This is a genomic window from Corallococcus terminator (genome assembly GCF_003611635.1).
GTDB lineage: Bacteria > Myxococcota > Myxococcia > Myxococcales > Myxococcaceae > Corallococcus > Corallococcus terminator.
This window is the reverse complement of the sequence record NZ_RAVZ01000044.1, coordinates 1-25,797: the sequence shown is the minus strand read 5'-3', so window position 1 is coordinate 25,797 and position 25,797 is coordinate 1. Positions and strand designations below refer to the sequence as shown.

19 protein-coding genes are annotated in these 25,797 nt (G+C 68.3%); 9 read left to right on the top strand and 10 right to left on the bottom strand.

The window, feature by feature from the left end; all coding sequences use genetic code 11:
- Window positions 1-15: 15 nt before the first annotated feature.
- Window positions 16-540 carry a 2'-5' RNA ligase family protein gene (locus D7V88_RS09345; RefSeq protein WP_120540274.1) on the top strand — a complete coding sequence of 175 codons (525 nt, stop codon included), beginning with the start codon at window positions 16-18 and terminating at the stop codon, window positions 538-540.
- Here D7V88_RS09345 and D7V88_RS09340 read toward each other — a convergent pair.
- Entirely contained in the window at window positions 521-940 is a 420-nt protein-coding gene (locus D7V88_RS09340) for an arginine repressor (protein WP_120540273.1), read from the bottom strand. The two genes, D7V88_RS09345 and D7V88_RS09340, sit on opposite strands and share 20 nt — an antisense overlap.
- 178 nt (window positions 941-1,118) lie before the next feature.
- Here D7V88_RS09340 and D7V88_RS09335 point away from each other — a divergent pair, with 178 nt between their 5' ends.
- The 7 genes from D7V88_RS09335 to argC are packed head-to-tail and all read left to right on the top strand — an operon-like array spanning window position 1,119 to window position 8,863.
- Window positions 1,119-2,123, top strand: coding sequence for an N-acetylornithine carbamoyltransferase (locus D7V88_RS09335; RefSeq protein ID WP_120540272.1), 1,005 nt, complete (start codon window positions 1,119-1,121; stop codon window positions 2,121-2,123).
- Between the two features lie 57 nt (window positions 2,124-2,180).
- A complete protein-coding gene (gene argB, locus D7V88_RS09330) occupies window positions 2,181-3,107 on the top strand; it encodes an acetylglutamate kinase (protein WP_120540271.1) in 927 nt (308 codons plus the stop codon).
- Window positions 3,104-4,165: a M20/M25/M40 family metallo-hydrolase gene (locus D7V88_RS09325; protein WP_120540270.1), complete on the top strand. Its 1,062-nt coding sequence runs from the start codon at window positions 3,104-3,106 to the stop codon at window positions 4,163-4,165. Before argB ends, D7V88_RS09325 begins: the two co-directional genes overlap by 4 nt.
- Window positions 4,158-5,507 carry an argininosuccinate lyase gene (gene argH / locus D7V88_RS09320; RefSeq protein WP_120540269.1) on the top strand — a complete coding sequence of 450 codons (1,350 nt, stop codon included), beginning with the start codon at window positions 4,158-4,160 and terminating at the stop codon, window positions 5,505-5,507. The genes D7V88_RS09325 and argH overlap by 8 nt, the downstream gene beginning before the upstream one ends.
- 38 nt (window positions 5,508-5,545) lie before the next feature.
- The gene (gene argG, locus D7V88_RS09315) at window positions 5,546-6,733 is read left to right on the top strand and encodes an argininosuccinate synthase (RefSeq protein ID WP_120540268.1); all 1,188 of its coding nucleotides are present in this window, start codon (window positions 5,546-5,548) and stop codon (window positions 6,731-6,733) included.
- A 1-nt stretch (window position 6,734) separates the two neighbouring features.
- Entirely contained in the window at window positions 6,735-7,796 is a 1,062-nt protein-coding gene (locus D7V88_RS09310) for a DUF1611 domain-containing protein (RefSeq protein WP_120540267.1), read from the top strand.
- Complete coding sequence (gene argC / locus D7V88_RS09305) at window positions 7,793-8,863, top strand: N-acetyl-gamma-glutamyl-phosphate reductase (RefSeq protein WP_120540266.1); 1,071 nt, start codon at window positions 7,793-7,795, stop codon at window positions 8,861-8,863. Before D7V88_RS09310 ends, argC begins: the two co-directional genes overlap by 4 nt.
- A gap of 90 nt (window positions 8,864-8,953) precedes the next feature.
- Here argC and D7V88_RS09300 read toward each other — a convergent pair whose 3' ends face one another.
- The 7 genes from D7V88_RS09300 to D7V88_RS09270 all read right to left on the bottom strand — a co-directional run bounded on the left by D7V88_RS09300 (window position 8,954) and on the right by D7V88_RS09270 (window position 21,002).
- Entirely contained in the window at window positions 8,954-9,619 is a 666-nt protein-coding gene (locus D7V88_RS09300; RefSeq protein ID WP_120540265.1) for a hypothetical protein, read from the bottom strand.
- Window positions 9,620-9,641: 22 nt separating this feature from the next.
- Window positions 9,642-10,439 (bottom strand): tRNA pseudouridine(38-40) synthase TruA, encoded by a 798-nt coding sequence (truA, locus tag D7V88_RS09295; protein WP_120540264.1) that lies wholly within the window; start codon window positions 10,437-10,439, stop codon window positions 9,642-9,644.
- 25 nt (window positions 10,440-10,464) lie between these two features.
- Window positions 10,465-11,685 carry a serine/threonine protein kinase gene (locus D7V88_RS09290; protein ID WP_120540263.1) on the bottom strand — a complete coding sequence of 407 codons (1,221 nt, stop codon included), beginning with the start codon at window positions 11,683-11,685 and terminating at the stop codon, window positions 10,465-10,467.
- A 33-nt stretch (window positions 11,686-11,718) separates the two neighbouring features.
- Complete coding sequence (locus D7V88_RS09285; RefSeq protein ID WP_120540262.1) at window positions 11,719-12,705, bottom strand: class I SAM-dependent rRNA methyltransferase; 987 nt, start codon at window positions 12,703-12,705, stop codon at window positions 11,719-11,721.
- A 14-nt stretch (window positions 12,706-12,719) separates the two neighbouring features.
- Entirely contained in the window at window positions 12,720-14,048 is a 1,329-nt protein-coding gene (locus tag D7V88_RS09280) for an amidohydrolase family protein (RefSeq protein WP_120540288.1), read from the bottom strand.
- A gap of 508 nt (window positions 14,049-14,556) precedes the next feature.
- Window positions 14,557-20,250, bottom strand: coding sequence for an RHS repeat-associated core domain-containing protein (locus D7V88_RS09275; protein WP_120540261.1), 5,694 nt, complete (start codon window positions 20,248-20,250; stop codon window positions 14,557-14,559).
- Window positions 20,247-21,002, bottom strand: coding sequence for a TolB family protein (locus tag D7V88_RS09270; RefSeq protein ID WP_158625047.1), 756 nt, complete (start codon window positions 21,000-21,002; stop codon window positions 20,247-20,249). Before D7V88_RS09270 ends, D7V88_RS09275 begins: the two co-directional genes overlap by 4 nt.
- A 774-nt stretch (window positions 21,003-21,776) precedes the next feature.
- Here D7V88_RS09270 and D7V88_RS09265 point away from each other — a divergent pair.
- Complete coding sequence (locus D7V88_RS09265) at window positions 21,777-22,976, top strand: hypothetical protein (protein ID WP_120540259.1); 1,200 nt, start codon at window positions 21,777-21,779, stop codon at window positions 22,974-22,976.
- A 145-nt stretch (window positions 22,977-23,121) separates the two neighbouring features.
- Here D7V88_RS09265 and D7V88_RS09260 read toward each other — a convergent pair whose 3' ends face one another.
- Complete coding sequence (locus D7V88_RS09260) at window positions 23,122-23,385, bottom strand: hypothetical protein (RefSeq protein ID WP_120540258.1); 264 nt, start codon at window positions 23,383-23,385, stop codon at window positions 23,122-23,124.
- A gap of 171 nt (window positions 23,386-23,556) precedes the next feature.
- The coding region (locus D7V88_RS45095) for a fused MFS/spermidine synthase (protein ID WP_120540257.1) at window positions 23,557-25,797 on the bottom strand (2,241 nt) is incomplete at its 5' end.

The following is a 25,797-nucleotide window of genomic DNA, read 5'->3' as shown; positions in this document are numbered from 1 at the left end:
CCCAGGAGCCGCTTCATGTCCTCGGCCGCCGAAGCCCCACTGCTCGTCACCGCGGAGCTGGATCCAGAGGCCTTCGCACGGCTGGATGGCCTGCGAAGGCGTTACTTCCCATCCGAGCGAAACCTCATCCCCGCGCACGTCTCGCTCTTCCACCACCTGCCGCCCCGCGAACACACGAGCGTGGAGGCCGCGCTCGAAGCCATCGCCGAGCGCTCGGCCCCCACGCTCTACTTCGGCAGACTGCGCAGGCTGGGCCGGGGCATGGCGGTGGATGTGGAAGCCCCGGGCCTGGGCGCCATCCACCGCGAACTGTCGCGCGCCTTCGCGGAGTGGCTCACGCCGCAGGACCGGCAGCCCTTCCGGCCCCACGTCACGCTGATGAACAAGGCCACGCCCGAGGACGCCACGGCCGCCTTCGCGGAGCTCTCCGCGGGCTGGGCCTCCTTCGAAGGACACGCGCCGGCCCTGCTCCTGTGGCGCTACCTGGCAGGCCCGTGGGAACTCGTGCGCCGCGTTCCCTTCACGGACCGCGCTGGATGAGCTGCTCCACCGCGGTGCGCACCGCCTGGAGCAGCGACGGATCCCTCACCGCGATGAAGATGGTGTCGTCTCCCGCCACCGTGCCCGCGAGCCCCGCCACCTCCTCGCGGTCCAGCGCCACCCCGAAGATCTGCGCGTAGCCGGGCGCCGTCTTCAGCACCAGCATGTTGGGCGGCGCCTCGATGATGGACACGCGCGGCGCGATGGCCGCCACCACCGGCGGCGTCTCCGTGCGCTGATAGCGCCCGTTCACCTTCTGCACGCTCAGCTTCTTGAGCCGCCGCGACAGCGTGGACTGGCTGGGCGCGTGACCCGCCTCCTCCAACTGCTCCTGCAGCACGGCCTGATCGGTGATCTCCTGCCGGGAGATGAGCTGAAGGATGGCCTCGTCCAGGTTCATTCACCCTCACCTTGCATGCGCATGAATACGCGCGCAAGACGCATGAAAATCCCCAAGAATGTTCTTGCGCGCTGCGCCGTTCTGCATAATATCCGCGCCTCCTTGCTGAATATGCACGCATTTTTGTGCATATTCAGTGATCCCACCCATCCGGCGCGGCCGGGGGAGCACGAAGCCCATGAAGCATGTCACCCGCATCCAGGACCTGGGGCCGGAAGGCGTCGAGGCGGTCCTCTCGCAGGCGGCCGCGTGGAAGCAGAAGGACCCCGGGGCGCTGTTCCCCGGGAAGATCCTGGGCATGGTGTTCTTCAATCCGTCGCTGCGCACGCGCACCTCCTTCGAGGCGGTGATGCTGCGCGCGGGTGGGCACGCCATCGTGCTCGACGTGGGCTCCGGCGTGTGGAAGCTGGAGGACCGCCCGGGCGCCGTGATGAACACGGACCGTGCGGAGCACATCAAGGAAGCCTCGCCGGTGCTGTCGCGCTTCGTGGACATGCTGGGCATCCGCACCTTCTCGCAGGGTGGCGGTGACGAAGAGGACGAGGCCGACCCCGTCATCAACGCGTTCCGCAAGTGGGCCACCGTCCCGGTAGTGAGCATGGAGTCCGCGCGCGAGCACCCGTGCCAGGGCCTGGCGGACGCGCTCACGCTGCGCGAGACGTTCGGTTCCACGAAGAAGCTCCCGGTGACGCTCACCTGGGCGCCGCACATCAAGCCGCTGCCCAAGGCGGTGCCCAACTCGTTCCTGCTGTCCGCGGCGGCCGCGGGCTGCGAGGTGCGCGTGGCGCATCCTCCGGGGTTCGATCTGCACCCCGCGGTGCGCGCGGAGGCGGAGGCGTACGCGAAGGCGACGGGCGGCAGCATCACCTACACGCACGACCAGGACGAGGCGCTGGTCGGCAGCCGCGCGGTGTACGCGAAGTCCTGGGGTCCCACCGCGGCGACGGTGAACTCGCCCGCGGACGTGGCGGCGCTGCTCGCGTCGTACTCGGGGTGGATGCCCACGCGGCGGCACATGGCGAAGGCCACCAAGGACGCGGCGTTCCTTCACTGTTTGCCAGTTCGGCGCAATGTGGAGGTCGCTGACGAGGTACTGGACCACGCGAGCAGCCGCGTCGTGGACGAGGCGGGCAACCGCTACCACGTGCAGCGCGCCCTCCTGGCCTGGATGCGCGGCGGCTGAAGTCCCACGCCGACCGCCCTTCCCTTCCACTCCCTTCTGACTTTCTAGAGGTCCCCCGTGCCCCTGTCTCCCGACCCGTACGCCGCACTTCGCAATGCCGCGAAGTACGTGAAGCAGTTCCGCAGCAAGACCTTCGTGGTGAAGCTGGGCGGCGCCGTGCTGAGCGACCCGCGCACCCGCAAGACGGCGTGCGAGCAGATCGCCCTGCTGTGGGCCTTCTCCATCCGCCCCGTCGTGGTGCACGGCGGCGGGCCGGAGTTGGACGCGCTCTGCGACGCGCTGCACCTGCCCATCGAGAAGGTGGCCGGCCGCCGCATCACCTCCGCGCCCGTGCTGGACGCGGCGAAGATGGTGCTCGCGGGCAAGCTGCACACGGACCTGCTGGCGGACCTCCAGGCTGCGGGCGTGCCCGCCGTGGGCCTGTCCGGCGTGGACGCGGGCCTCATCAAGGCGCGCCGCCGCCCGCCCGTCATGGTCACCGAGCCCGGTGAGACGCAGGGGCGCATGGTGGACTACGGCCTCGTGGGCGACATCGAGTCGGTGGACACGCGCGTCGTGGAGCACCTGCGCTCCGCGGACTACGTGCCCGTCATCGCCCCGCTGTCGGGAGGCCAGGACGGCGCCGTCTACAACACCAACGCGGACACCGTGGCGGCGGCCATCGCGGCGGCGCTGCACGCCGAAAAGCTCTTCTTCATGGTGGAGGTGCCGGGCCTCTTGAAGGACGTCTCCGACCCGTCGTCCATCATCTCGCTCGCCACGCTGGCGGACCTGGCGTCGCTGGAGGCCGAAGGCCGGCTCACGGGCGGCATGCGTCCCAAGGCGCACGCCATGCGCCACGCGCTCGTGGGCGGCGTGGGCAGCGTGCACCTGGTCAGCGGCAAGCAGTCCGACGCGCTCCTGGAGGAGGTCTTCACCAACGAGGGCAGCGGGACCATGGTCGTGCGCGAGCACCCGGTGAAGCACGGTGAGGCCAAGGGTTGAACCCCACCGAGCTGCTCACCGCGCTGGTCGCGACGCCCAGCGTCTCCGGTGACGAGGCCCGCATCGCGGACTTCGTCGCCGGCCAGGCCGAGTCCTGGGGTGCCCGCGTGCACCGCCAGGGCCACAACGTCTGGTTCAGCGTGGGCAGCGGCTCGAAGCGCCTGCTCGTCAACTCGCACCTGGACACGGTGAAGCCGTGCGCCGGGTGGACCACCGAGCCGCACGAGGCCGTGTGGAAGGACGACACCCTCTACGGCCTGGGCGCCAACGACGCCAAGGGCTGCGTCACCGCCATGCTCCTCACCGCGAAGGCGCTCCTGAAGGAAGGCGCGCCCCAGGGTGTCGAGCACGTCTTCGCGCTCACCGCCGAGGAGGAGACGGGCGGCAAGGGCCTGGGGCCCCTGCTCTCCACGCTGGGGCCGCTGGACGCAGCCATCGTGGGAGAGCCCACGTCGCTCAAGCCCTGCACCGCGCAGCGGGGCATGCTGCTGCTGCGCTGCATCGCGCACGGGAAGTCCGGCCATGTCGCGCACGCGCACACGGGTGGATTGGACAACGCGATTCTCAAGGCGGCCCGGGACATCCAGGCCGTGTCCGCGCTGCGCTTTCCCGCGCACCCGCTGCTGGGTGAGGCGCGGGCGCAGGTGACGCAGGTGTCGGGGGGCCTGGCGCGCAACCAGGTGCCGGACCGGTGCGAGTTCTTCGTGGACCTGCGCACCACGCCGGGCATGGACCACGCGAAGGTGGCCGAAGACGTGGGCGCGGCGCTGGAGAGCGAAGTGGTGGTGCACTCGGCGCGCTACCTGCCCAAGGGCACGGACGCGGGGCACCCGCTGGTGCGCGCGGCGGTGGCGGCGGCGGGACAGGGCACGGTGGGCTCCAGCACCACGTCCGACTGGGCGTTCCTGGGCGACGTGCCGGCGGTGAAGGTGGGGCCGGGCGACACGCTGCGCAGCCACCAGGCGAACGAGTACCTCACGCGCGCGGAGCTGGAGGCGGGGCTCGCGTTCTATCGACGACTGCTGCACGGCTATTCCGAGGAGGTGGCGCGTGGCTGAGACTTTGTGGGGCAAGGGCCAGCCGCTGGATTCGGCCATCCACGCCTTCACCGTGGGCGACGACCCCGTGGTGGACCTGTCGCTCGTGCCGCACGACGCGCTGGGCAGCGCCGCGCACGCGCGCATGCTCGCGCACGTGGGCCTGCTGGCGCCGGAGGCCGCCACTGCGCTCGTCGCCGCCCTGAAAGAACTGCACGCCGAAGCGCGCGCGGGCCGCTTCGTCATCCGCCCGGAGCAGGAGGACGGCCACACCGCGCTGGAGGCCGCGCTCGTGGAGCGCACGGGTGAGGCGGGCAAGCGCATCCACCTGGCGCGCTCTCGCAACGACCAGGTGCTGCTCGCCCTGCGCCTGTACCTGCGCGAGGAGCTGCTCGCCCTGGGCGCGCGCACGGCGGAGCTGGCCGGGACGTTCCTCGACTTCGCGCAGACGCACGCGGACCTGCCCCTGCCCGGCTACACGCACCTGCGTCGCGCGATGCCGTCCACCTTCGGGCTGTGGGGCATGGCGTTCGCGGAAGGGCTGCTGGAGGAGTTGGAGGCGCTCAAGGGCGTGTGGGGCCGGATTGATCGCTGTCCGCTGGGCGCCGCGGCGGGCTTCGGCGTGCCGCTTCCCATCGACCGTGAATATGTCGCGCGGTTGCTCGGTTTCAGTCGGGTTCAACGCAGCCCCATCGACGCGCAGGACAGTCGGGGGCGGCATGAGGCGGCGCTGCTCACCTGGGCGTGCTCGGTGGCGGGCACTCTGGAGAAGTGGCTGTGGGACGTGCAGCTCTACAGCATGGACGAGTTCGGCTTCCTGGCCCTGCCGGATGCCTTCACCACGGGCTCGTCCATCATGCCCCAGAAGAAGAACCCGGACGTCGTGGAGCTGGCCCGGGGTCGCTGCCGCGAGCTCCGGGGCCTCGCGCACCAGGTGGAGGCGGTGGCGGGCGGTCTGCCGTCCAGCTACCACCGTGACTTCCAGCTCCTGAAGCGCCCCACCTTCCAGGCGCTCGCCAGCACGAAGGCGCTCCTGGAGGTGCTGGCGCGGCTGGTGCCCGCGCTGAAGGTGAACGCGGACAAGGCCCGCGCGGCGTGCGACGACTCGCTCTACGCCGCGCACCACGCCTACGCCCTGGTGGCCAAGGGCCTGCCCTTCCGCGACGCGTACCGGGAGGTGGGCCGTCAGTTGAACGACGGCACCTTCCAGCCGGACCGCGGCGCGCTGACGGCCACCCACCTGGGTGGCGCCGGCAACCTGGGCCTCGCCACCGCGCGCGAGGAACTGGCGGACGCGCGCGAGTGGCTCACGCGCACCCACGCGCAGCAGACCCAGGCCGCCGAGCGCGTCTGGGCCGCCTGAGTTTCCCCATCCCTTTTTGAAGAAGAGGAGTCCTGAGCATGAGCAAGAAGTCCGTGGTGCTGGCGTTCTCCGGTGGCCTCGATACCGCCTTCTGCACGGTGTACCTGCGCGAGCAGGGTTGGGACGTCACCACCGTCACCGTGGACACGGGCGGCTTTCCGCCCGAGCAGTTGGAGCGCATCCAGGCCCTGGCGCTGAAGCTGGGCGCGGTGGCGCACCACACGGTGGACGCGCGCGACACCCTCTTCCAGGGCTACCTGCGCTTCCTCATCGCCGGCAACGTGCTGCGCGGCCAGGTCTACCCGCTGAGCGTCTCCGCCGAACGCGCCTGCCAGGCCGTGGAGGCCGTGCGCATGGCGGAGAAGCTGGGCGTGCAGGCCGTGGCCCACGGCAGCACCGGCGCGGGCAATGATCAGGTCCGCTTCGACGTGGCCTTCCGCACGCTCGCGCCCAACCTCCAGCTCATCACCCCCATCCGGGACCTGGGGCTGTCGCGCAAGCAGGAGCTGGACTTCCTCGCCGAGCGCGGCGTGCACCTGCCCGCGAAGCTGGGCGCGTACTCGGTCAACGAGGGCATGTGGGGCACGTCCGTGGGCGGCAGCGAGACGCTCGACTCGTGGAGCACCCTGCCCGAGGCGGCCTTCCCCGGTGGCGTCATCCCCACCGACCTGAAGCCCCTGCCGCTGGTGGTGTCGTACGCGAAGGGCGTGCCGGTGGCGCTGGACGGCCAGGCGATGTCCGCGGTGGCCATCGTGGAGAAGCTCAACGCGCTGGGGCGCACGTACGGCATCGGCCGGGGCGTGCACCTGGGCGACACCATCCTGGGCATCAAGGGCCGCGTCGGCTTCGAAGCGCCTGCGGCGCACCTGCTCATCGCGGCGCACCGCGAGCTGGAGAAGCTGGTGCTGTCGGGCAAGCAGCTCTTCTGGAAGGAGACGCTGGGCAACCTGTACGGGTCGCTGCTCCACGAGGGGCACTTCTTCGACCCGCTGGTGAAGGACCTGGAGGCGTTCCTCGCCTCCTCGCAGGAGCGTGTGACGGGCGAGGTGAAACTGGTGCTCACCCCGCGCATCCACGTCGTGGAAGGCGTGCGTTCGCCGCACTCGCTGATGGACGCGAAGGTGGCGACGTACGGTGAGGCCAACGTGTTGTGGACGGGGACGGAAGCGGCGGGGTTCGCCAAACTCTACGGCGTGGCGCAGATGCTCTCGCAGAAAGCCAAGTGACATGAAGATCCAGGTCGACAAGGTGGGCAGTGTCACTCGCAACCTCCAGGTGGGCCGCACGGTCCACCTCGCGGACGAGGTGAAGTGCGAGGAGGGCGCGGTCATAGCGGTCCGCATCCACGGGGAGAAGACCGTCTACAACCAGTTGGAGGACGTGAACGGCCGGCTCGTCACGCTGCACGCGGGCGACATCGTCGTGGGCGCGCTGGGCCACCGCAACGCCCTGCACGGCTACGAGGGCGTGGTGCCCACGTCCGTCACGGTGGGCGACCGGCTCCACATCCTCAACATGGGCGGCGTCATCGGGAAGTGCACGTCGCACAACCCCGGCGTGGGCGCGCCCTTCGAAGCGGAAGTGCTGGGCCAGGTGCTGACGTTCCCGGAGTTCCAGTCCCGAGCGGGCGTGCACGCGCACGTCTCCGCGGGCGCGCTCAAGGGCACGTCGAAGGCGGTGACGTGCCCCGTGGTCTACGTGGTGGGCACGTGCATGAACGCGGGCAAGACGTACGCGGCCAGCGTCGTGGTGCGAAAGCTCTCCCAGGCGGGCTACCGCGTGGGCGGCGCGAAGCTCACCGGCGTGTCGCTGATGCGCGACACCCTGGCCATGCAGGACAGCGGCGCGGACGTGGTGATGGACTTCACGGACGCGGGCATCGTCTGCACCGGCGCGCGCACGGCCTCCAAGGTCGCGCGCATCGTGTTCTCGGAGATGGCGGCCCAGGACGTGGACGTCATCGTCGCGGAGACGGGCGACGGCATCATGGGTGAGTACGGCGTGCAGGCCATCCTGGCGGACCCGGAGCTCAAGGCGCTGGGCAGCGCGTTCATCCTCTGCGCCAACGACCCTGTCGGCGCGGCCGGTGGCGTGCGGCACCTGCGCGAGGTGTACGGCATCGAGATGGACATGGTCGCCGGGCCCGCGACGGACAACGCGGTGGGCGTGCGCTTCGTGGAGCAGGTGGTGGGATTGCCGGCCCGCAACGCGCGCGCGGATCCGAACGCCCTGGGAAATCTCATCGTGGAAAAGCTCGCGCCCCGGCTGGGCGCGGGGAGGAAGTCATGACGACGCCTGCGCACATCTACATCCTGGGAGCTTCCGGTTTCGGCGGAGGCGAGCTGTTGCGACTCCTGTCCGGACATCCCGGCGTGGCCGGCATCCGCGTGGTGTCCCGGCACCACGCCGGTTCGCCCATCCACAAGGTGCATCCGCACCTGCGCGGACTGGTGGACGGCAAGTTCGAGGCGGAGCCGGACTGGCGCTGGCTCGCGGATTCGCCGAGCCCGGTGGTGTTCAGCGCGCTGGGCCACGGGGAGCTGGCGTCGCAGTTCGCGGGGCTGGAGAAGCAGTGGGCGGACGCCGGCCTCACGGACCGGATGCTGCTCGTGGACCTGTCGTCCGACTTCCGCCTGGACCACCCGGGGCGCTACGCGGGCGCCTACGGCCGGCCGCACCCCGCGCCGGAGCTGTTGGGCACGTTCACCTACGGGCTCACCGAGTGGAAGCGCGAGCAGGTGAAGAAGGCGAAGCGCATCGCCAACCCGGGCTGCTTCGCCACGGCGGTGCAGTTGGCGCTCCTGCCCATCGCGGCCACGCCGGGCCTGGGCCTGCTGGCCGTGTCGGGCGTGACGGGCTCCTCCGGCTCCGGTTCGCTGCCGGGTGAGGGCACGCACCACCCGACGCGCGCGCACGACTTCCGCGCGTACAAGCCGCTGGAGCACCAGCACGAGGCGGAGGTGGAGGTGATGTTGGTGGCGCACGGGGCATCCCGGCACCGGCTGGCCTTCGTGCCGCACTCGGCGCCCATGGTGCGCGGCATCTTCGCCACCGTTCAGTTCGAGTGGCCGGAGCACGGCGGCGCGGTGGTGACGCAGTCGCTGACGGACAAGTACCGCCGCTATTACGAGGGCTCGAAGTTCGTGCGCATCGTGGAGGGCACGCCGCGCGTCGCGGCCGTCACCGGCAGCAACTTCTGCGACATCTCCGTCGCGACCAAGGGCCGCTCCGTGGCGGTGATGGCCGCGCTGGACAACCTGGTGAAGGGCATGGCCGGGCAGGCGTTGCAGAACTTCAACGTCGCGCTCGGCTTCGAGGAAGACACCGGCCTGCGCCAGGCGGCCTGCTACCCGTAGTCCCCGCGGTGTCGCCCGCGGCCTTCGGGCCGCAGGCGTCCCCGGTGCTTCGCTCGGGGCGCTCTGGAGTCCTCGGGATCGCCGTGGCCCTCAGGCCGCTGGCGTCTTCGGCGCTTCGCCCTGCGGGGAGTCCTGCCCCTCGGGCGTGACTGGGGACGTGGAGGGCGCGGCAGCGGCGGGTGCGGCAGCAGCAGCGGCGGCCTGGTCGCGCTGCTCCATGCGCGCGCCGTCGGCCTCCGCGGCCTTGAGGAACTCGTCGTACTCCGACTGACGCGCCTCGGCCTTCACCTGGGCGACGGAGGAGCCCCGTTCAGCGGCGGTCCGTCCCACGCGGATGGCCTGGGCGCTGAGCAGGGCGCCGCCCACGAAGCTCATGAGACGCAGCGCCGACGCGAGCCCCCACCCTTCCGTCAGGATTTCGCCGCCATCGCTCACCAGACTGAGCGCGACGACGAAGAATCCGCCAGTCGCCGCGGCACCCAGGGCCGTGCTCCACGGCCGCAGCGGCACGATGCGAGAGCCGACGTAGCAGAGGGCCGGCAACACGGCGAGCACCCACAGGTCCTGCAGCAGCACCGTCGCGACGAGCCGGAGGAAGTCGAAGGGCAGCGCGCCCACCACCTCCTTCAGGCGGATCATCAGCGACACGCTGAGCATCGCGCCCAGCACGAGCGACAGGAACCCCAGTCCGACGATGAACTGGAAGCGACGGATGCGGACGCGTAACGGCTCGAGGACACCGGGTTTGGAGCTCACGGCGCGAAAGCCTAGCGCACTCTCACCCTTCGTCCTCTTCCAGGACGGCCGTGTCCCCCGCCGAGCGAGGGGGCGGGCCATCGCCGTAGAAGACCTCCTCCAGCACCAGCCCCTGGGGCGGCGCGGTGGCGCCCGCCAGCTTCCGGTTGCGCGAGGCCAGCACCTCCGCCACCCACGCCTCGGGGCGGCGTCCCTTGCCCACGTCCACCAGCGTGCCCACCAGGTTGCGCACCATGTGTTTGAGGAACGCGGTGCCCTCCACGACGACGGACACCGCGTCGCCGGAGGTGCCCTCCACGCGCACCTGCCGCACCTCGCGCACCGCGTGCTTCGCCTGGCAGTCCGCGGCGCGGAAGGCGGAGAAGTCGTGCCGGCCCAGCAGGGCCTGCGACGCGCGGCGCATGGCTTCCACATCCAGCGGGGCGAAGAGCTCCCAGTGCGTCGTGCGCAACAGCGGCGAGCGCATGCGTCGGTTGCTCAACCGGTAGCGGTAACGCTTGCCGCGCGACCAGCGGCGCGGGTCGAAGTCCGGGGACACCTCCTCGGCGGCCACCACCGCGATGTCCGGCGGAAGGATGCCGTTGAGGCCCATGGTGTAGGCCTTCAGGGGCAGCACGCGCCCGGCGTCGAAACAGGCCACCTGCCCCGTGGCGTGCACGCCAGAGTCGGTGCGGCCCGCGGAGGCCACGAACACGCGCTCATCCAGGAGCTTGTGGAGCGCGTCCTGGAGCGTGGACTGGATGGACGGCCCGTTGGGCTGCACCTGCCAGCCCACGTACCGGGTGCCGTCGTATTCGAGCGTCAACTTCAGCCGGGGCATGACGTGGTGACCAGGACGCGCGGACTCAGCGCGTTTTCAGCCAGCCCTCCAGCAGGTCCGCCACCAGCTTCGCCGTGCCGACCCCGGCCTTGCGAGCCTGGGCCTCCAGCTTCTCGTACAGCGCGGGGTCCAGGGGGAGCGCGAGCAGGCGCGGCTCCGTGCTGGAGGTGTCATCCAGGCGCATCGCCTCCGTGGGCGGGCCGTCCACGGACGCCACCACCTCCGACAACTCCAGCGCCGCCTCGGAGGTGGGCGCGGAGGACTGGCGCGTGGAGACGCGGCGCAGCTCCTGCGAACGCTCGTCCTCGAAGAGCTGCTTGACGAAGTTGGCCAGGTGCAGCGGCGTGGGCGTGAAGTCGTACGCGTCCAGGAAGGCGTCCAGGTCGCGTTGCATGTCCGCGGCCGTCGCGTACCGACGTTCACGGTCGCGGGCGAGCGCGCGCATCAGGATGGCCTCCACGCGCTCCGGCAGGTCCTCGCGGAAGTAGGACGGGGCGTAGATCTTCGCTTCGGTGATGCTGCGCATCACGGCGACGTCGGACTCGCCGGTGAAGAGCTTGAAGCCGGTGAGCCACTCGTAGAGGACGGTGCCCATCGAGAAGATGTCGCTGCGGCAGTCCAGCGGCCGGCCCAGGCACTGCTCCGGGCTCATGTAGCTGAGCTTGCCCTTGATTTCGCCGGAGCGCGTCTCCTCCACCTGGTTGGCGGCCTTGGCGATGCCGAAGTCGAGCACCTTCACCGTGCCGTCGAAGGCGACGACGATGTTCTCCGGCGTCACGTCGCGGTGGACGATGTTGAGCGGGTTGCCGTGCAGATCCTTCTTCTGGTGCGCGTAGTGCAGGCCCGCGCAGACGCAGGAGGCGATCTTGAGCGCGTAGACGAGGGGGAAGGGAATCCCCATGGCCTCCGCCTTGGGCACGATGCGGCGCATGTCGCGGCCGGACACGTACTCCATGGCGATGAAGTAGCTGTCGACGATCTTCCCCAGGTCGTGGATCTGCACGATGTTGGGGTGGTTGAGCTGGGATGCCAGCCGCGCCTCGTTGAGGAACATCTTCACGAAGGCGGCGTGCTTGGACAGGTGCGGACGGATGCGCTTGATGACGATGGGCGTCTCGTCACCGCGCGAGTCCACCTGGTGCGCAAGGAAGATCTCGGCCATGCCCCCCACGGCGATCCGGTCGATGAGTCGGTAGTTGCCAAAGCGGACGGCGTCGCGCGGGGGCGCGGAGGCAGGGGGAGCCATGGCGGCAATGTAGCCGCGCCGCGCCCTGCGGGGCTAACGAAGTTGGACGACGTGCACCTTGAGCGCCGGCTCCTCGCCGGAAGGTGTTGGAAAGTCGAGCCCCGAGGGACCAAGCGACCCCACCGTCCGCCCTGCCCTGCCTGCCCGCGTCACGCCTTCGAGCACCATGGCTTCGAACCGGCGCACGGGCAGGCCCGCGAGGTTGCAGCAGGCAACCAGGCGTCCGCCGGGGGCCACCACCCGGGCGGCGGCGTCCGCCAGCCGGGAGTAGTCGCGCGCGGCGGAGAAGCGGTTCGCCTTGGTGTTTGAGAAAGACGGGGGGTCGGCGACCACGACGTCGAAGGACTCGCCCTTTTTCGCGAGGCGCTGGAGCCAATCGAAGACGTCACCGGCCACGTAGTCGTAGCGGTCCACGCCCTGGCCGTTGAGGCGCGCGTTCTCCTCGCCCCATTCCAGGACGCGGCGGCTGGCGTCCAGGTTGAGCACGCGTTTGGCGCCACCCGCGGTCGCGGCGACTCCGAAGCCGCAGGTGTACGCGAAGAGGTTGAGCACGGTGAGGCCCCGGGCCTGGGACTGGAGCCACGCACGGGTGTCGCGCATGTCTAGGTAGAGCCCTACGGAGAGGCCCTGCCCCGGGCGGATGTGGAAGCCCAGGCCGTTCTCCTTCGCGACAAAGTCCTCCGCCGGCTCACCCCGGGCGGCGGCCTCCGGAGCGAGCGAGTCCTTCGCCACGTTGGCGAGCACGCGGGCTTCGCGGGGGCGGCGCTTCAGGTAGACGCTCCGAGGCGTCCAGGCGGAGACGGCGGCGTCGAGCAGCGTGGTCTCCTCCGCTTCGGACAGGTCGCGGTAGAGGCTGACGACAACGACGTCGCCGAAGACATCCGCGGTGACTTCCGGCACGCCGTCCGCGGCGCCGTTCAGCAGGCGGAAGGCGGTGGTGGCGGCATCGGAGAGCAGCGCGCCGCGACGTGCGCGAGCGGCGCGCAGGGTGTCCACGAGGTGGGGAGGCAGGGCACTCACGCGCCCCTTCTACCCTACGAGCCCAGCCGTGCGCGGGACCAGACGCGGGCCATGGCGGCGGCGGCGTCCCGGGCCAGGTCCACGTAGTCGCTGCCCAGCAGTTGGCCTTCGCGCACGCAGACCCGGCCGTTGACGACCGTCCAGGCCACGCGCGAGGGCACAATCTGGCCCAGGAGGAAGGGCGAGTAGCCCGTCTCCGGGTCGGCGGCGGGGATGGCGTCGTAGACGACGAGGTCCGCGAGGCTGCCTTCGTCCACGCCGCCGGAGGGCCGGCCATAGATGCGGGTGCACAGCTCCGCGGGGCCGCTGACGAACAGGTGCGCCAGCGAGTCATCCAGGTCGGGCATCCGGCCGGAGCGGGCCAGGTGCAGCATCCCGGCGAGCGCCGCGCTCAGCTCCTCCTGGAGGGTGCCATGGCCGCCGGTGCCCAGGCCCACGAGGTGCAGGCTGGACAGAGGGCCCTCCGCGGACTCGCCCACGCGCTCGAAGGACCGGGTGGCGCGAGGCGTGAGGGCGACGAAGGTGCCGGAGGCGGCCAGCCGTTCAGCTTCGGCGCGCTCCACGGCACGCGGGTACCCGGCGATGGCGAAGGGGCCCAGGAGGCCCAGCGCATCCAGGCGGGGCACGACGCGGCGGCCATGCGCGGCGTAGGTGGCGGAGAGGTCGTCCTCGCTCTCCGCGAGGTGGAAGACGAGGGGCGCGTTCAGCTCCTCGCGCAGGCGGGAGATGCGGGACAGGAGCGCGTCTTCACAGGTGAACGACGCATGGAAGCCCAGCGCCCCGCGCACCCGGGGATGGTCGCGGTGGCGGCGCACGAAGTCGGCGTTGGCGTCCGCCTGTGCATCGGCCTGCGCGGCCCCATCCAGGCTGTGGGTGGAGTGGGACGCGACGAGGCGCAGCCCCAGCGCGTCCGCGGCGCGGGCCTGGGCGTCCAGGCCGCCGGAGACGTCGGCGGGACAGGACAGGTGGTCGACGACGAGGGTGACGCCGTCGAGGAGGGCCCGGGCGGCGGCGAAGCGGGTGAGGATTTCAACGTCCTCGGGGATGAGGAGGTTGGCCACCTGGCGCATGCGCTCCAGGCGAGAGCGGGGCTGGCGCAGGAGGAAATCGCCGTTGGGCGGCAGGAGCTGCCCGTTGACCAGGTGCGAGTGACAGTCCACGAGGCCGGGGGCGACGAGTCGGCCGCGACACGCGACCTCCCAGTCACCGGGGAGCACGGGCACCTGGGCGTCCGGGGCGACGCGGCGGATGATGCCCTCTTCCACCACGACGGCCATGCCGTGGCGGACGCGACCGTCCGCACGGAACACGGCACAGTTCTTCAGCAGCAGTCGGCCTTCCATGGACATCCCCGTTTTAGCACGGGGCCGGGTCGGGGAAGAACCCTGTCGCTCCTGGGGAGTAGGCCCGGGCGGCGCTGGGACGGTGTTGCAACACCCCTCGACTTGGTTCCAGAGGTGAAGGCCTCCACACCGGGAGTCAAGCTGTGGAGGGAGCCGGCCCTGGAGAGCAGGCCCCCTGAGATTCAAGCTCTGCCAAGGAACTCCGCTACCCGATCAAGGTACCGAAGGCATGCAGCCGAATGGTCGCCCTCGGCATCGTTCAAATATCGCGCATGCCAGCCTTCGGGCGGAAACTCGCCCTTCACATCCCGCAACCAGTCCCGAAACCGCACATAACCAGCATCGGGCTCTCCCATGAGCAAGGCCGCCGTCTCCAAGCCCAGAACAAATCCCCAAAGCTTCATCACATCGGGCTGACCGATAAAAGGCAGAAACCCAGGACGATTCCGTCCCTCCCACATCAGCACCAAAACACCCATCACAGAAAGTTCGCCTGATTTTCCCATAATCAGGGGCCGCCGAATCCACTCAGCGGCGCCCCAGATCCGGTAAATATCCGCTTGAGATAATCAGCAACAAGCTGTCCTTGCGGCCCCGTAAAGGCGTCATAAACGCGCTGCCCGATAACAACCACAACATGCTCCCCATTGTCCGCAATCTGAACTGTCGAACTCGCCACGCCAGGAATTTTCTCTATCCCAATAATACCAGAACCATCGGCAGGTCGCAAAATCGCAAGATCAGGCTTCTGACCCAGCCGTTGAAATCCTTTAAAAATAGCATCAGCGGCCGCATAGCATCGACCAGCAGCCTGATTTGCCGTTGTAAATGCCCCCTGAAAAGCAGTCAACCACCTGGGGGCATCTGCAACACCCTTCCATGCAAGGTAGGCAGCAATGGCGCCATCAATATCGCCCGCCGCAAGCGCGGCAAGCATCTTCAGCCTGATTGAATCTGGGATACTTCCCGTCGAATCAGTCAAACCGACCGGATTATTCAGCGCATAAGAGTATGTCGAAAAAAAGTATCCCCATTGCGCTGCAACAAGAGAAGTACGTGGGTGCTGCAACATTGGCTCCGGCTGCAGGTATCGCCCCACGCCAGGGTCATAGTAGCGATTCCAGTTCTCAAACAGATCCGTCTCGGCATCATGGTACTGCCCCGGGAATCTGAGAGGAATCCAGAATGCCTGGGCTCCAGTTTGATATCGCTGGTAATCATAACCTTCGACGGCGACGCCCTGGAACCCTGTCAGGCCACCGGAATCGGAGACAAAAAGCGGTGATACGTTTCCGTTGGAGGGCACTACCCAAGGCGTGGTTACCCGCCCCCGGCGCTCACCCGACTGACTGTCAAGGACACTACTGGTATCCGGATCCACCAAGCGAACGAAGTCCGCGCCCGGCTCCGTATCCACCACGTGGTAGCGGGCACGCACACGTATCTGGACGGACGAGGTCTCTTTCGGTTGCGAGAAAGACGCCAGTGTGGTGGTCGTACTGTGCGCGTACGGATGCGCCGTCTCCGCGTGGTAGCTTACCCGGTTGACGTGCCCGAAGGGCTCGGTGTCCGCAGCACCAGTCACCCGCCGAGAGCCGTCCAGCATGACCACCGGCTTTCCGATGTGGTCCGTCACCGGGAAGTACACACCGCACGCCACCGACTCGCCGTCACGGGAGCAGTCCCCCGTACTGTCCGCCTGCCGCGCCCAGGCCGCGCTGAACTTCCCACGAACGAGCGCCACCGGACGCCCCGCCAGCCACACGTAGTCGTCCAAGGTGAAGTGACCAATGGGCGTGCTCAATCCATCATTGCCCCGGTCCGTCAGCAACCGGTTCGACGGCGAGTGGAAGAACTCATCCGTTGTCCCATAAGGGTTCGACTTCAGCCGGCGCCGGCCCAACGCATCGTAGAAGTAGTTGTAGTAGGTGCCATTGACATTGACTGCGCGGAACACGGTCTCCGTGGCCACGCCCACCGTCTGTCCATACTCGAAGCCCAGCGCATAGACAGGCCCACCGGACATGGTCGCGGCCCAACGCTTCTGCGTCACACGGCCGTCCACGTCGTGTGACAGGGAGTACTTCAGCAGGCTGCCCGAAACGGAGGAGCCCCACCCCGTCAACCGGTCCACCGCAGGGGCCGTCCCGGAGGTCAGGTCGTAGATGAACCCGTCCTCCTCCAATTGGGTCCGGTTGCCACGGCCGTCATACTGGTAGTTCCGCGACTCGAACGCGCCGCCGGTCGCGGCGAAGTTGCCCGCCGGCCGCCCTGCCCCTACCAGGCGCAGCGCGCGGTCATACGCGTAAGTCTCCGTCCGGGGCGTCGTCGCCCCCAGGAGACACGTGTCCAGCCGAGCGACCTGGTCCCCCGTCCACGTATACCCACGCTGGTAGATATCCCCGTTCCCAGCCCCCGGGGTGAACGACCCGGATGACACCCGCACCGACCGCAGGCGTCCCGTCATGTCTCCCGACGAGAGGTTCGGCGGCGACGTCGGGCACGCGGAAGGCGCCACCGACGTGTTGTCCCCCAGCATGAACTCCATGGCGCTGCTGTTCGAGGTACTCGGGTGGTTCATCTGGTAGCCACGCAGGCCGCCAAACGGTTCCCAGACAATCCCTTCGATGACGCGCGTATCCGTGTACCCGGAACTGCCGAAGAGCCGCACGTCAATAGCCTGGGTCCGGTCCAGCTTCGCCCCCGTTCCATAGACATAGGTCACGACGCGCCCGTGCGGGTACGTCACCGTCTGGACATTGCCGTTGGCCGTGTACGTGTAGAACGTGTGCGGGTGGTGGTTCACGTTCCCCGCCGAGCAGCTCGTCTCTCCCTCGCGCAGCCGGATCTCCCCCGCCACCCGGCCGAAGGCGTCGTACTGGTACCAGGTGCGCCCGAATGAATCGTGGCGGTAGCGCAGCCGTCCCGCCGTCTTCGCGGGCTGCGGGCAGCTCATCGGAGGCACGCTCGTCGCATCGCCGGAATCATTCACGTCATATGACAGGGCAAACAGGTTCTCCGCCCCCGCGTACGGCGTGGTGAAGTGCCGCACGGAGCGAAGGAGCCGGCCCAGCAGGTCGTACTCATGGGTGATCCACTCCCAGGTCGCCCGCATCTCCGGCGTCTCCTTGAGCGTCACCGCCCCCCGGGCGTCATAGGCATAGCGGGTGACACCCGCAGCCCCGGCACCATCGCTGGTGTGCGGCAGGGCCACCGTCACCAGATTGCCGAAGTCGTCATAGGCGTACGTGGAGGCCGGAACCGAGGCACTGCACGTCGAGCAATCATTCGAACCAGTCGCCACGGCGCACCCGGACCGCACCGAGGTGACGTTGTTCTGCACGTCGTGCGTGAAGCACGTGCGCTGGTTGCTCCCGGACGTCGGGAACTCATCGACCTTGGTCAACCGATCCAGCCGGTCATATCCCATGGCGGTGCAGAGGGTCGAAGTCGGTGAGCCATCCGGATTCACCCCGCCGCAGACGGCCGGCGGCGCATTGGAGGGGAATCCCAGGCCCGTCAGGTTGCCATTGCCATCGAACACCCGGGCCGTCTGGACAGGCGATGGAGAAGGGCCCAATCCCTCGAAGGTGGGATGCCGTCGGGCGTCCACTGCATAGGTCTTCACCCTGCGCGTCTGGCCAGTGCTTCCCGTCCAGGAAAGGAACGTCTCCGACTTGACCGTCTCATCCGGCCAGTAGGCGTAATCCACCCGCTCCGACCAGGATGAACCCGTGGCATCCGCGGCGGTCGCCTTCCACTGAAGCAGCTTCGTGAGCGTCCCGCCCGAGCATCCCGAGGTCGTTCCCGTCCGGTAGCAGAAGACGTCGTAGTTGCCCTGGGGATGCTTGATCGCCTTGATCCGCCCCTGGTCGTACGTCAGTTCCGTCGTGGTGGTCGTCACGCCATCCACCACGCTCTGCTTCGAGAGCAGGTCCTGGTTGAACTCTCGCGTGATAATCCCCCCGTTGGAGTCTTGGATCCGGGTGGCGTTGCCGAAGACGTCGTACTCCAGGTAGTGCGTGTCCAGCGACGTGCTCCCGCCGCAGCCCCCCGGGAACACCGACTCCTTCTTGAGCCTGTTCCGGTGGTTCTCCACATCCGTCCGGGGCCAGTACTCGTACTTCGTCACCGGGAACGGCGTCGTGGACGGGCAGTCCGTAATCGTTGAAACATCCGCAGCGGTCGCGTCGACCAGACACGGCCCATGCACTTCCAACACGCGGCCCTGGGAGTCCTCGGGCCCCACGCCGCCGCACTGATTCGCACGGAAGTTGAACAGCGCCACGCGACGCTTCTCCACCTGCCAAGCGCCAGACGAGTCTCGCACCTGCGTCCAGCCGGTCCTGAAGGTCGCATTCAGCCGGTTCGTCACGGAATCATAGACGAATTGCGTGCGCGCCTTGGGATCCGCCGTCCCCGAGGGTGCCAGCACGCTGGCCACTTCTTCGCGTTCGAGCAATTGCTCGAAGGCGCGCAGCGAGCGTCCGGGTCCACCGTAGGTGTAGGCGTAACGAAGCTCCGCCATGCCCCCTGTCCCCGCCAGCGCACTGGCCCCTTCGGTGACCTGGGTGAGTTCCTTGACGTGCCGCAGAGGCACGCCCTGTGCTTCCGCGACACCTGCATCAGGGTTGACGTGATTGTAGAGCGTCCAGCTATCACGAAGGTCCTTGTGCGCCCTGGGCATGGCCGGCAGTGCGGTGTTGTCGTAAGGACCGCATTGGTATTCCCAGCGCTCCGTGCCAGGAACAACACCCGGACAGGAGGTACCATCGCACCGCTCCTTCACCGTGTGGAGCCGCCACGTCTGGGCCGAATAGTAGGCGGGCGCTGAGATGAACCGCGACGTGAAGGTGCTCGTTCCCGTCGCGCCCGTCCCCAGACCTACCTTTGAGTCCGCGAACTCACGGGTCCGATTTCCAGAACCAATGGAGGCGGTGCACACGTCCCGCTCCGCGGCGAGATCGGGCACGAGTGAGATGGCATAATCACGCCCCTCGGCTTCGTCACGCAATGCGTCCAGCTCACTGCTGGCCCAGGTGTGCTTTGCCTTCAGGACGCCATTCTCATAGACGTCGTAGGTCGCAATGGGCGAGGCATAGGTATAAACGTATTTCCGCCCCCCTCCTGTCTGGGGATACTTCACCTCGGAGAGTTCATTCTTGTTCGAAATATAGGAGTATTCGACCAGGACCTTCTCCGAAACACCTCCATCTGAAGAGTCCTCCAGGGAGATGTGATCCAGGACGCACTCGAATTTCCCCGTGAATGTCCCCAGGACCTGTCGGTAGTAGAAGTGAACCTTCGCGCCATCCCGGGTCGTGATGGTCTTGAGGTAGGGCACACCTGGCTCTGTCCCGGCAGCGCCCGTGAAACAATCCGGATCCGCCAGGGTCCCTCCGTCCGTGGACGGCAACGCATACTCCAATACCGCGCGAGGAACCTCGGAGGTTCCCGCAGGGGCATATTCTGAGTCCTCGATACGACTCAGGAAGTAGTGACGCGGCTGATTCGTCCTGGGCTGGACATAGACAGCGTCATAGACATACCGCCCGCTGCCCTCACGATAGAAGACAAACTGTTCAGGCCAACCCCCATCCGGGGCGGTATCGCGCCAGAGCCTATCCCGATTGCCCTCATTATTGTGATTGACATACCACGCACCCGAAGGCGCGGGCTTCGTACTCAACGTCATCGAATTCAGGTGCCCATCGACGTCGCGAATCACAGCCTCGGTAGCAGTTGCCGAGGACATCAACACCGCGCTGTAGAAGTTATGCCACCAGTTGAGACTGGATTGATTCGTGCGGTGCGAACCGAATGGGCGGCCCATGTAGTTATGAGGTCTGCCAGCGTCCGGCGCGCCAAAGGAGCCAGGGAGGAAGCTCTCAAGGCCCGACGTCCCTCCGTAGAGATACGAGCCAGCCTTCGTCGTATACATCCGGATGAAGGGAAGACTGCCCTGGCTCAGGGGCAGTTCGAAGTCCACTTCGCGAAGGTAGTTGTAACCATCCGCGACACTGACCGGGTCGCCAAAGAAGCCCGGCCCTCCCGGCGCCTTGGGAACAGCAGGCCCCGATGCATTGGGATTGCCCTGAGGGCTGTCACACCGGGGAATGACGTTGGCCGGGCAGAACTGGGCGTGGGCCGAAGTGGCCCCCGCCATCGCCAGCAACAGCGTGAGTCGAATCAGAGCTCTCATGGGACGCTCGCAAAGAAGAAGAGTCGGGTGACTTTCGGACCCACGAGCCGCATGACGGCATCGTCGTCCTGGAAATAGAGTTCGCGGGCCGTGGCTCCGTACTGCACCCGCGCATTAGAACTGTCCGACAAGCGAAACCGGTGGAGGGTCTTGGGAGGACGCCCTGCGGTAATCCATTCCTTCAGGACCGCGTCCGCATCCTCGCGCTCGACGAAGACCAACCGCCGGCCATCAGGGGCGAAGGACGGCTCGTTCAGGTTGCCAGACACCAGGGGCCCGGATGCGGGCTGCCCTTCGCGCATCAAGTGCAGGGTCTTCGTGGTCGCACTGCACGTCGTGTGGACGTAGACAAGCTCCCCATCCGGCCGGAAGGAGGGGCGCAGGTGACAGCCAGGCTCATCCGTGAGCGCCGTGAGCTGGGTGCCGTCCATCCTCACCCGGTACAACTGCGCATTCGCCCGCTCCTCATGCTGTCCCGGCGGCCCACCTTTGCGCGGGTGGTGCGCGAAGTAGACCCACTGCCCATCAGGACTGATGGCGGGGTCGGCATGGAACCCCCGCTCATTCCCGATGCGTACCGGGGCGGCCTTCGTCCTCCAATCCCACCGGTACATCAGGTCGTTTAGCGCCCCTTCCTCGTACGTGGTGAAGACGACATGCTGGCCGTCCGGGGAAAGCGCGAGGGTCCTGGCCCCGGAGGAAGACGGAACGCGAATGCGCTCGGGCTTGCCGGTGGCGACCTCCAAGGCCACCCAGTCCCCTCCCCTGCCAAAGACCAGATAGCGGGGTGAAGACACACCGGGGACTGCTGGGGGCGCAGCCACCAGGAGAAGCATCAGGATGTGGGCGAACATGAAGTCCTATCGCTCGGCCGCAGGATGCGCGGACCAGCCCTGAGGCGGAACGCAGAACGAAGCCCCTGCGTTCGGATGAACCGAGGCGCATCGCCAGCCAGCGGGGCAGTTGCCCTCCACCTGACAGGGCCTGGAGCAGATCAGCCCCAATCCGGGCGCTGGCTGGGTGTGAAGGCAGAGATTGGAGCGGCAGGCGGACGCGCCCCCCGCAGCGCAGTCCTCACCCACTTCCTTCGTGGCCGCGACCGCTTGCGATTGCCGGTGCTCGCCGAAGACCTTCTCAGGGGACGCCGCGACCTCGGCTTGCACGGGAGGTGGTGCCTCGTTGCAGGCCACCAGCAGGCCCCCTGCCACCAACACACCCCATACCCAGGACCGGAAAAACAATCGCCCCTCCCTCTTGCAAGAAACCCCACTCCCGGTGGCGAAACGCGGGAATGGTCATTCTCTATCTTTTGTCAGGTACTTGACGCAAGGAATGCCCTTTCATTTCGGTGCATGCCAAATTTGACCTCCACACCGCAAGCACTTGCAGTGACAATCCGGACCCTGCGTACGTGATTTCTCCCGTGCCCGGTTCCCAGGGACCCGGCCCCGGCCCGGCCAGCGGGCAGGGCAGCAGGGACCACCGGGGTTCTGGGGACCCCGGGGCCCCGCTATACTCCCCGCGCCATGACACCGCTCAGCCCCGGAGTCGCCACCTCCCCGCAGCAGGACGCGCCGGCCGTGCCCGGCTCGCTGCGCTTCCGCCGCCTGTGGCTGTTCTCTCCCGGGGCCGACCTGGCCATCCTCGCCATCCCCCTGGCCCTCACCCTCTGCGCCGCCGGGGCCAGCGCGTTCCTGGCGCCCGCGTCCTCGGATGGGGCCCACCGGCTGATGTCCTGGACCGCCCAGAACATCCTCGGCAACGCCACCCACGTGGTGCTCACGTTCCTGCTCTTCGGCGTGCACCGGGACGTGCTCACCGCCGCCCCCCGCCAGCCCCGGAACATCCTCGCGGGCACGCTCGCCATGCTCGCGGTGGGCGCGGGGTTCTTCTTCACGTTCTACGCCGACCGCTCCATCCACACCTTCGCCGTCGCCGTCATCTTCAACGTCTTCGGCATGCACCACACCCTGTCGCAGCACCGGGGCCTGTGGTCGCTGCACGGCCTGCGCGGCGGACAGGCGGGCCTCGCGCCCCCCACTGCACTTGAGCGCAGGTTGCAGCAGCTCTACGTCCCGCTGCTCCTGTCCATCCTGCTCGTGCGCATCTTCTTCGTCGCGGAGTCCGCCGCGCCCAACGCCAGCGCCTACCTGGATGTGGGCCAGGGCCGCGTGCTGCCTTGGCAGATGCTGCCCGTGCTCATCGCCCTGTGGCTGGGCTACTTCCTGCTGCTGTTCCGCTCCGTGCTGCGCTCCGGCACCGCCAGCGGCCCCAAGGTGCTCTACCTCCTGGGCATGGCCACGGCGACGGGCCTGGCGCTCGTGGCCCCCGAATGGGGCTACGTGATGCTGCCGGGCATGCACGGGCTGGAGTACTACATGCTCAGCGCGCGCATGCTGGAGCCGCGCGAAGGCGACGCGCCCCGCCTGCGCCGCGCGTTCATCTGGCCCGCCATGGTCCTGGCCATGCTCCCGCTGCTCGCGCTGGGCGTGGTGCACGGCTTCCTGCTGGATGGGCCCGTGAAGGGCTCGCTCAGCATCGGCAGCGGCGCGCTGTCACATCCCCTGCTTCGCGGCCTGACGTCCCTGGGCTTCGCGGTGGTGCTCGCCCACTACTACGCGGATGCCTTCATCTTCCGCTTCCGCATCCCCTCCATCCGGCAGGTGATGCTGCGCCGCCTGGGCCTCTCCAACGCTTCACCGAGCCCCGCAGCCGGAGCGCGGTAGGCCGCAAGGCTCAAGGGGCCGGGCCCGCCCCACCGCCGCGAAAATGAAAATGGCAGGCCCTTCCAAGTGGAAGGACCTGCCATTCACGAGAAGCACCTGGCGACGCGAGGGCGGCCGAAGCCCCCCAGCGGAACCGGGTCGCGGCTCAGTTGTACGTGTTGTTCTGGCCGAACGTCTTCATCGTCTTCTTCTTCAACTGGTCCGACGCTTCCTGGCCGTCGTTCTCGACGTTGTCCTTGCCGGCGAGGGCCGCCGCGGACGCGCCGAACAGCTTGCGGATGTTGTCGCCGAAGAGCGTGATGACGCCGATGGCCGCGATCGCGATCAGGGCGACGATGATGATGTACTCGGTCATGCCCTGGCCACGGGCCTTACGGAGCTGGTTCTTCTTCTTCGCGATCGTGTTCATGGGGGTCTCTCCAGGGGTCTTGCAGCGGTGAAAAACTCACCCTGCGAACGTCAGGGTCGAAACGGACAGTAGAAGGATCCCACACGAACCTCCATCCGTCATCGGGAGGATGGGGGGTGGATCCAGTGATTCCAGCCACCTGGACCCACTCAAGGCCTTCGCACGGGTGTTTCACGGCCCTCCAGGGGCCGCCGTCGGCACCACGGAAGCCTTCGGATCACACGCGGCCCGGGGCATGGCCTCGCAGAACTCCTTGTAGGCCTTCTGGAGCTTCGCATCCTGCGGGTGGCGAGGCACCACCTCCCGGGCCAGCGCGATGGCGACGTCGTCGTTCCGGGGCGTCCACACCGTCCGTGCCGCCCAGGCCCGGGCCGCCACCAGCTTGAGGTAGGCCGTCGTCAGCTCCGGAGAACGGCCTCCCTTGGCCACCTCCGGCTCCAACAGCGTCGCCGCCACACTCAGCTCGCCCTGCGCCACCAGCGCCTTGCCCAGCGCGAGCACCGCGGCGGGATCCTCCGGCGCCAGCGAGTGCCACAGCGTCGCCACGCCGCGCACCAGCGGATCCTTCTCCGCGTGATAGCGCTCGATGTTGCGGTACAGCCCCGCGGCCTGCTCCGCGGTGGGCGGGTGCTGGCGCACGTAGTCGTGCAGCAGCAACCCGGGGCCCGAGTCCGGCGCCCGGCGCTCGTCCTTCACCCGCACGTCCAACTGCGACAGGAAGAAGGCCACCGGCGAGGCGTACTCCAGCAGGTTGTGGTCATCCGTGTTGATGGGCCCCTCCCCCGCGAACTCCTTCTGCCCGGCGTCGCTGTGCAGCTGCTTGGACAGCAGCGCGAACAGGTCCTTGATGTCCACCCGCTCCAGGTCCGCCTTCACCTCCGGCCGGGCCATGCGCGCGGCGACCGACGCGGCGTCGAAGGCCAGCGGCTTGCGGCTGGCCACCATGACCAGGTCCTCGGGGCCCAGCCACGTGGTGGCGTGGGGGAAGGTGTCGCGCAGCGTGCGCATCACCAGCCGGACCAGCTCCCGGTTGCTCTCGTACGTGTGGATCCACTGCACCAGCACGCCGTCCTCGGCCAGGTGCTTGTCCACGAGCTGGAAGAAGTCCCGCGTGAAGAGGCCGGACACGCCCGCCACCCACGGGTTGGAGGGCACGCTGACGATGAGGTCGTACTTGATGGGCGCCAGCGCCATGAACGTCTTCGCGTCGTCGATGTGGATGTGCGTGCGCGGATCATCCACCGCGTTGCGGTTGTCCGCCTTGAACAGGCGCGCCCCTTCGATGACCGCCGGGGAGATCTCCACCATGTCCAGGCGCTCCACCGGGTGCGCCAGCACGCTGCCCGCGGTGATGGCCGCCCCTGAGCCCACCAGGAGCACGTTGCGCGGCTCGCGCGGCTGGAGCAGCGCGCCCAGGTGGCCCGCGACCACCTGCGTCTCGATGTCGCCCCCGTTGGAGGCGTCCACCTTGCCGTTGATCTTCATGAAGCGGAGGTTCTCCTTCGACACCTCGCCCACCATCACCGTGGCGAAGGTGTCGTCCGCGTAGAACAGCGGACGGATGAGCCGCTTGGTCCGCTCCACCAACGTCGCGTAGCTCTCCGGGGGCTTGCGGTCCACGCGGATCGCCGCGATGTCGCTCAGCCGCTGCGGCCAGCCGTGCATCCCGCCCAGCACGACCAGCGCCAGCACCGCCGCCCCGCCCACCGGCGCGAACACCCGCCACGCCGGCACGGGCTTCGCGCCCTCGGCCTGCTTCCCGTGGGAGGTCGCCTCGAACGCGAGCCCCGCGGCCAGCAGGTTCGCCACCGCCCCCGCGACGAAGTTGCCCTGCATGCCCCAGAAGGGCATCAGCACCAGGCCGCCCAGCACGGCGCCAGAGATGGTGCCCACCGTGTTCCACAGGTACACGCCGCCCAACTGGCGCCCGACCTCGGACACCTTCGCCGTGGCCACCCGCGCGGCGGCCGGGAAGGCCGCGCCCATGATGAACGTGGGGATGAGGAGCACCAGACAGCAGAACCCGAAGGTGATGGCCTGGAACAGCGGCCACGTCTCCACCTCGCGCGCGAGCATCCACTCCGACCAGCGGAACAGGTGCGGCAGCCGCACGTACAGCGGCAGGGCCACGCAGAGGCTCAGCACCAGCCCCACCTGCGTCCAGCCATACAGCTTCAGCGAATCCCCACCCTCCTTGCGCGTCATCAGCCAGAAGCTGCCCAGGCCGATGCCCAGGATGAACGCCGTCAGGATGAGGGTGAAGGCATAGGTGGACGCCCCCAGGACGATGGACAGCAGGCGGATCCACGTCACCTGGTACAGCATCGACGTGAAGCCCGACAGCATCACGCCCAGCAGCGCGGCGCGCACCGCCCGCCGGGGATAGGCCACGTCCTCCACCGCCTGTCTCTT

Bases quoted from the DNA above. Each gene is read 5' to 3' on its own strand.
- D7V88_RS09345 (WP_120540274.1), top strand. From the start codon at position 16: ATGTCCTCGGCCGCCGAAGCCCCACTGCTCGTCACCGCGGAGCTGGAT.
- D7V88_RS09340 (WP_120540273.1), bottom strand. From the start codon at position 940: ATGAACCTGGACGAGGCCATCCTTCAGCTCATCTCCCGGCAGGAGATC.
- D7V88_RS09335 (WP_120540272.1), top strand. From the start codon at position 1,119: ATGAAGCATGTCACCCGCATCCAGGACCTGGGGCCGGAAGGCGTCGAG.
- argG (WP_120540268.1), top strand. From the start codon at position 5,546: ATGAGCAAGAAGTCCGTGGTGCTGGCGTTCTCCGGTGGCCTCGATACC.
- D7V88_RS09310 (WP_120540267.1), top strand. From the start codon at position 6,735: ATGAAGATCCAGGTCGACAAGGTGGGCAGTGTCACTCGCAACCTCCAG.
- argC (WP_120540266.1), top strand. From the start codon at position 7,793: ATGACGACGCCTGCGCACATCTACATCCTGGGAGCTTCCGGTTTCGGC.
- truA (WP_120540264.1), bottom strand. From the start codon at position 10,439: ATGCCCCGGCTGAAGTTGACGCTCGAATACGACGGCACCCGGTACGTG.
- D7V88_RS09290 (WP_120540263.1), bottom strand. From the start codon at position 11,685: ATGGCTCCCCCTGCCTCCGCGCCCCCGCGCGACGCCGTCCGCTTTGGC.
- D7V88_RS09280 (WP_120540288.1), bottom strand. From the start codon at position 14,048: ATGGAAGGCCGACTGCTGCTGAAGAACTGTGCCGTGTTCCGTGCGGAC.
- D7V88_RS09275 (WP_120540261.1), bottom strand. From the start codon at position 20,250: ATGAGAGCTCTGATTCGACTCACGCTGTTGCTGGCGATGGCGGGGGCC.
- D7V88_RS09265 (WP_120540259.1), top strand. From the start codon at position 21,777: ATGACACCGCTCAGCCCCGGAGTCGCCACCTCCCCGCAGCAGGACGCG.
- D7V88_RS09260 (WP_120540258.1), bottom strand. From the start codon at position 23,385: ATGAACACGATCGCGAAGAAGAAGAACCAGCTCCGTAAGGCCCGTGGC.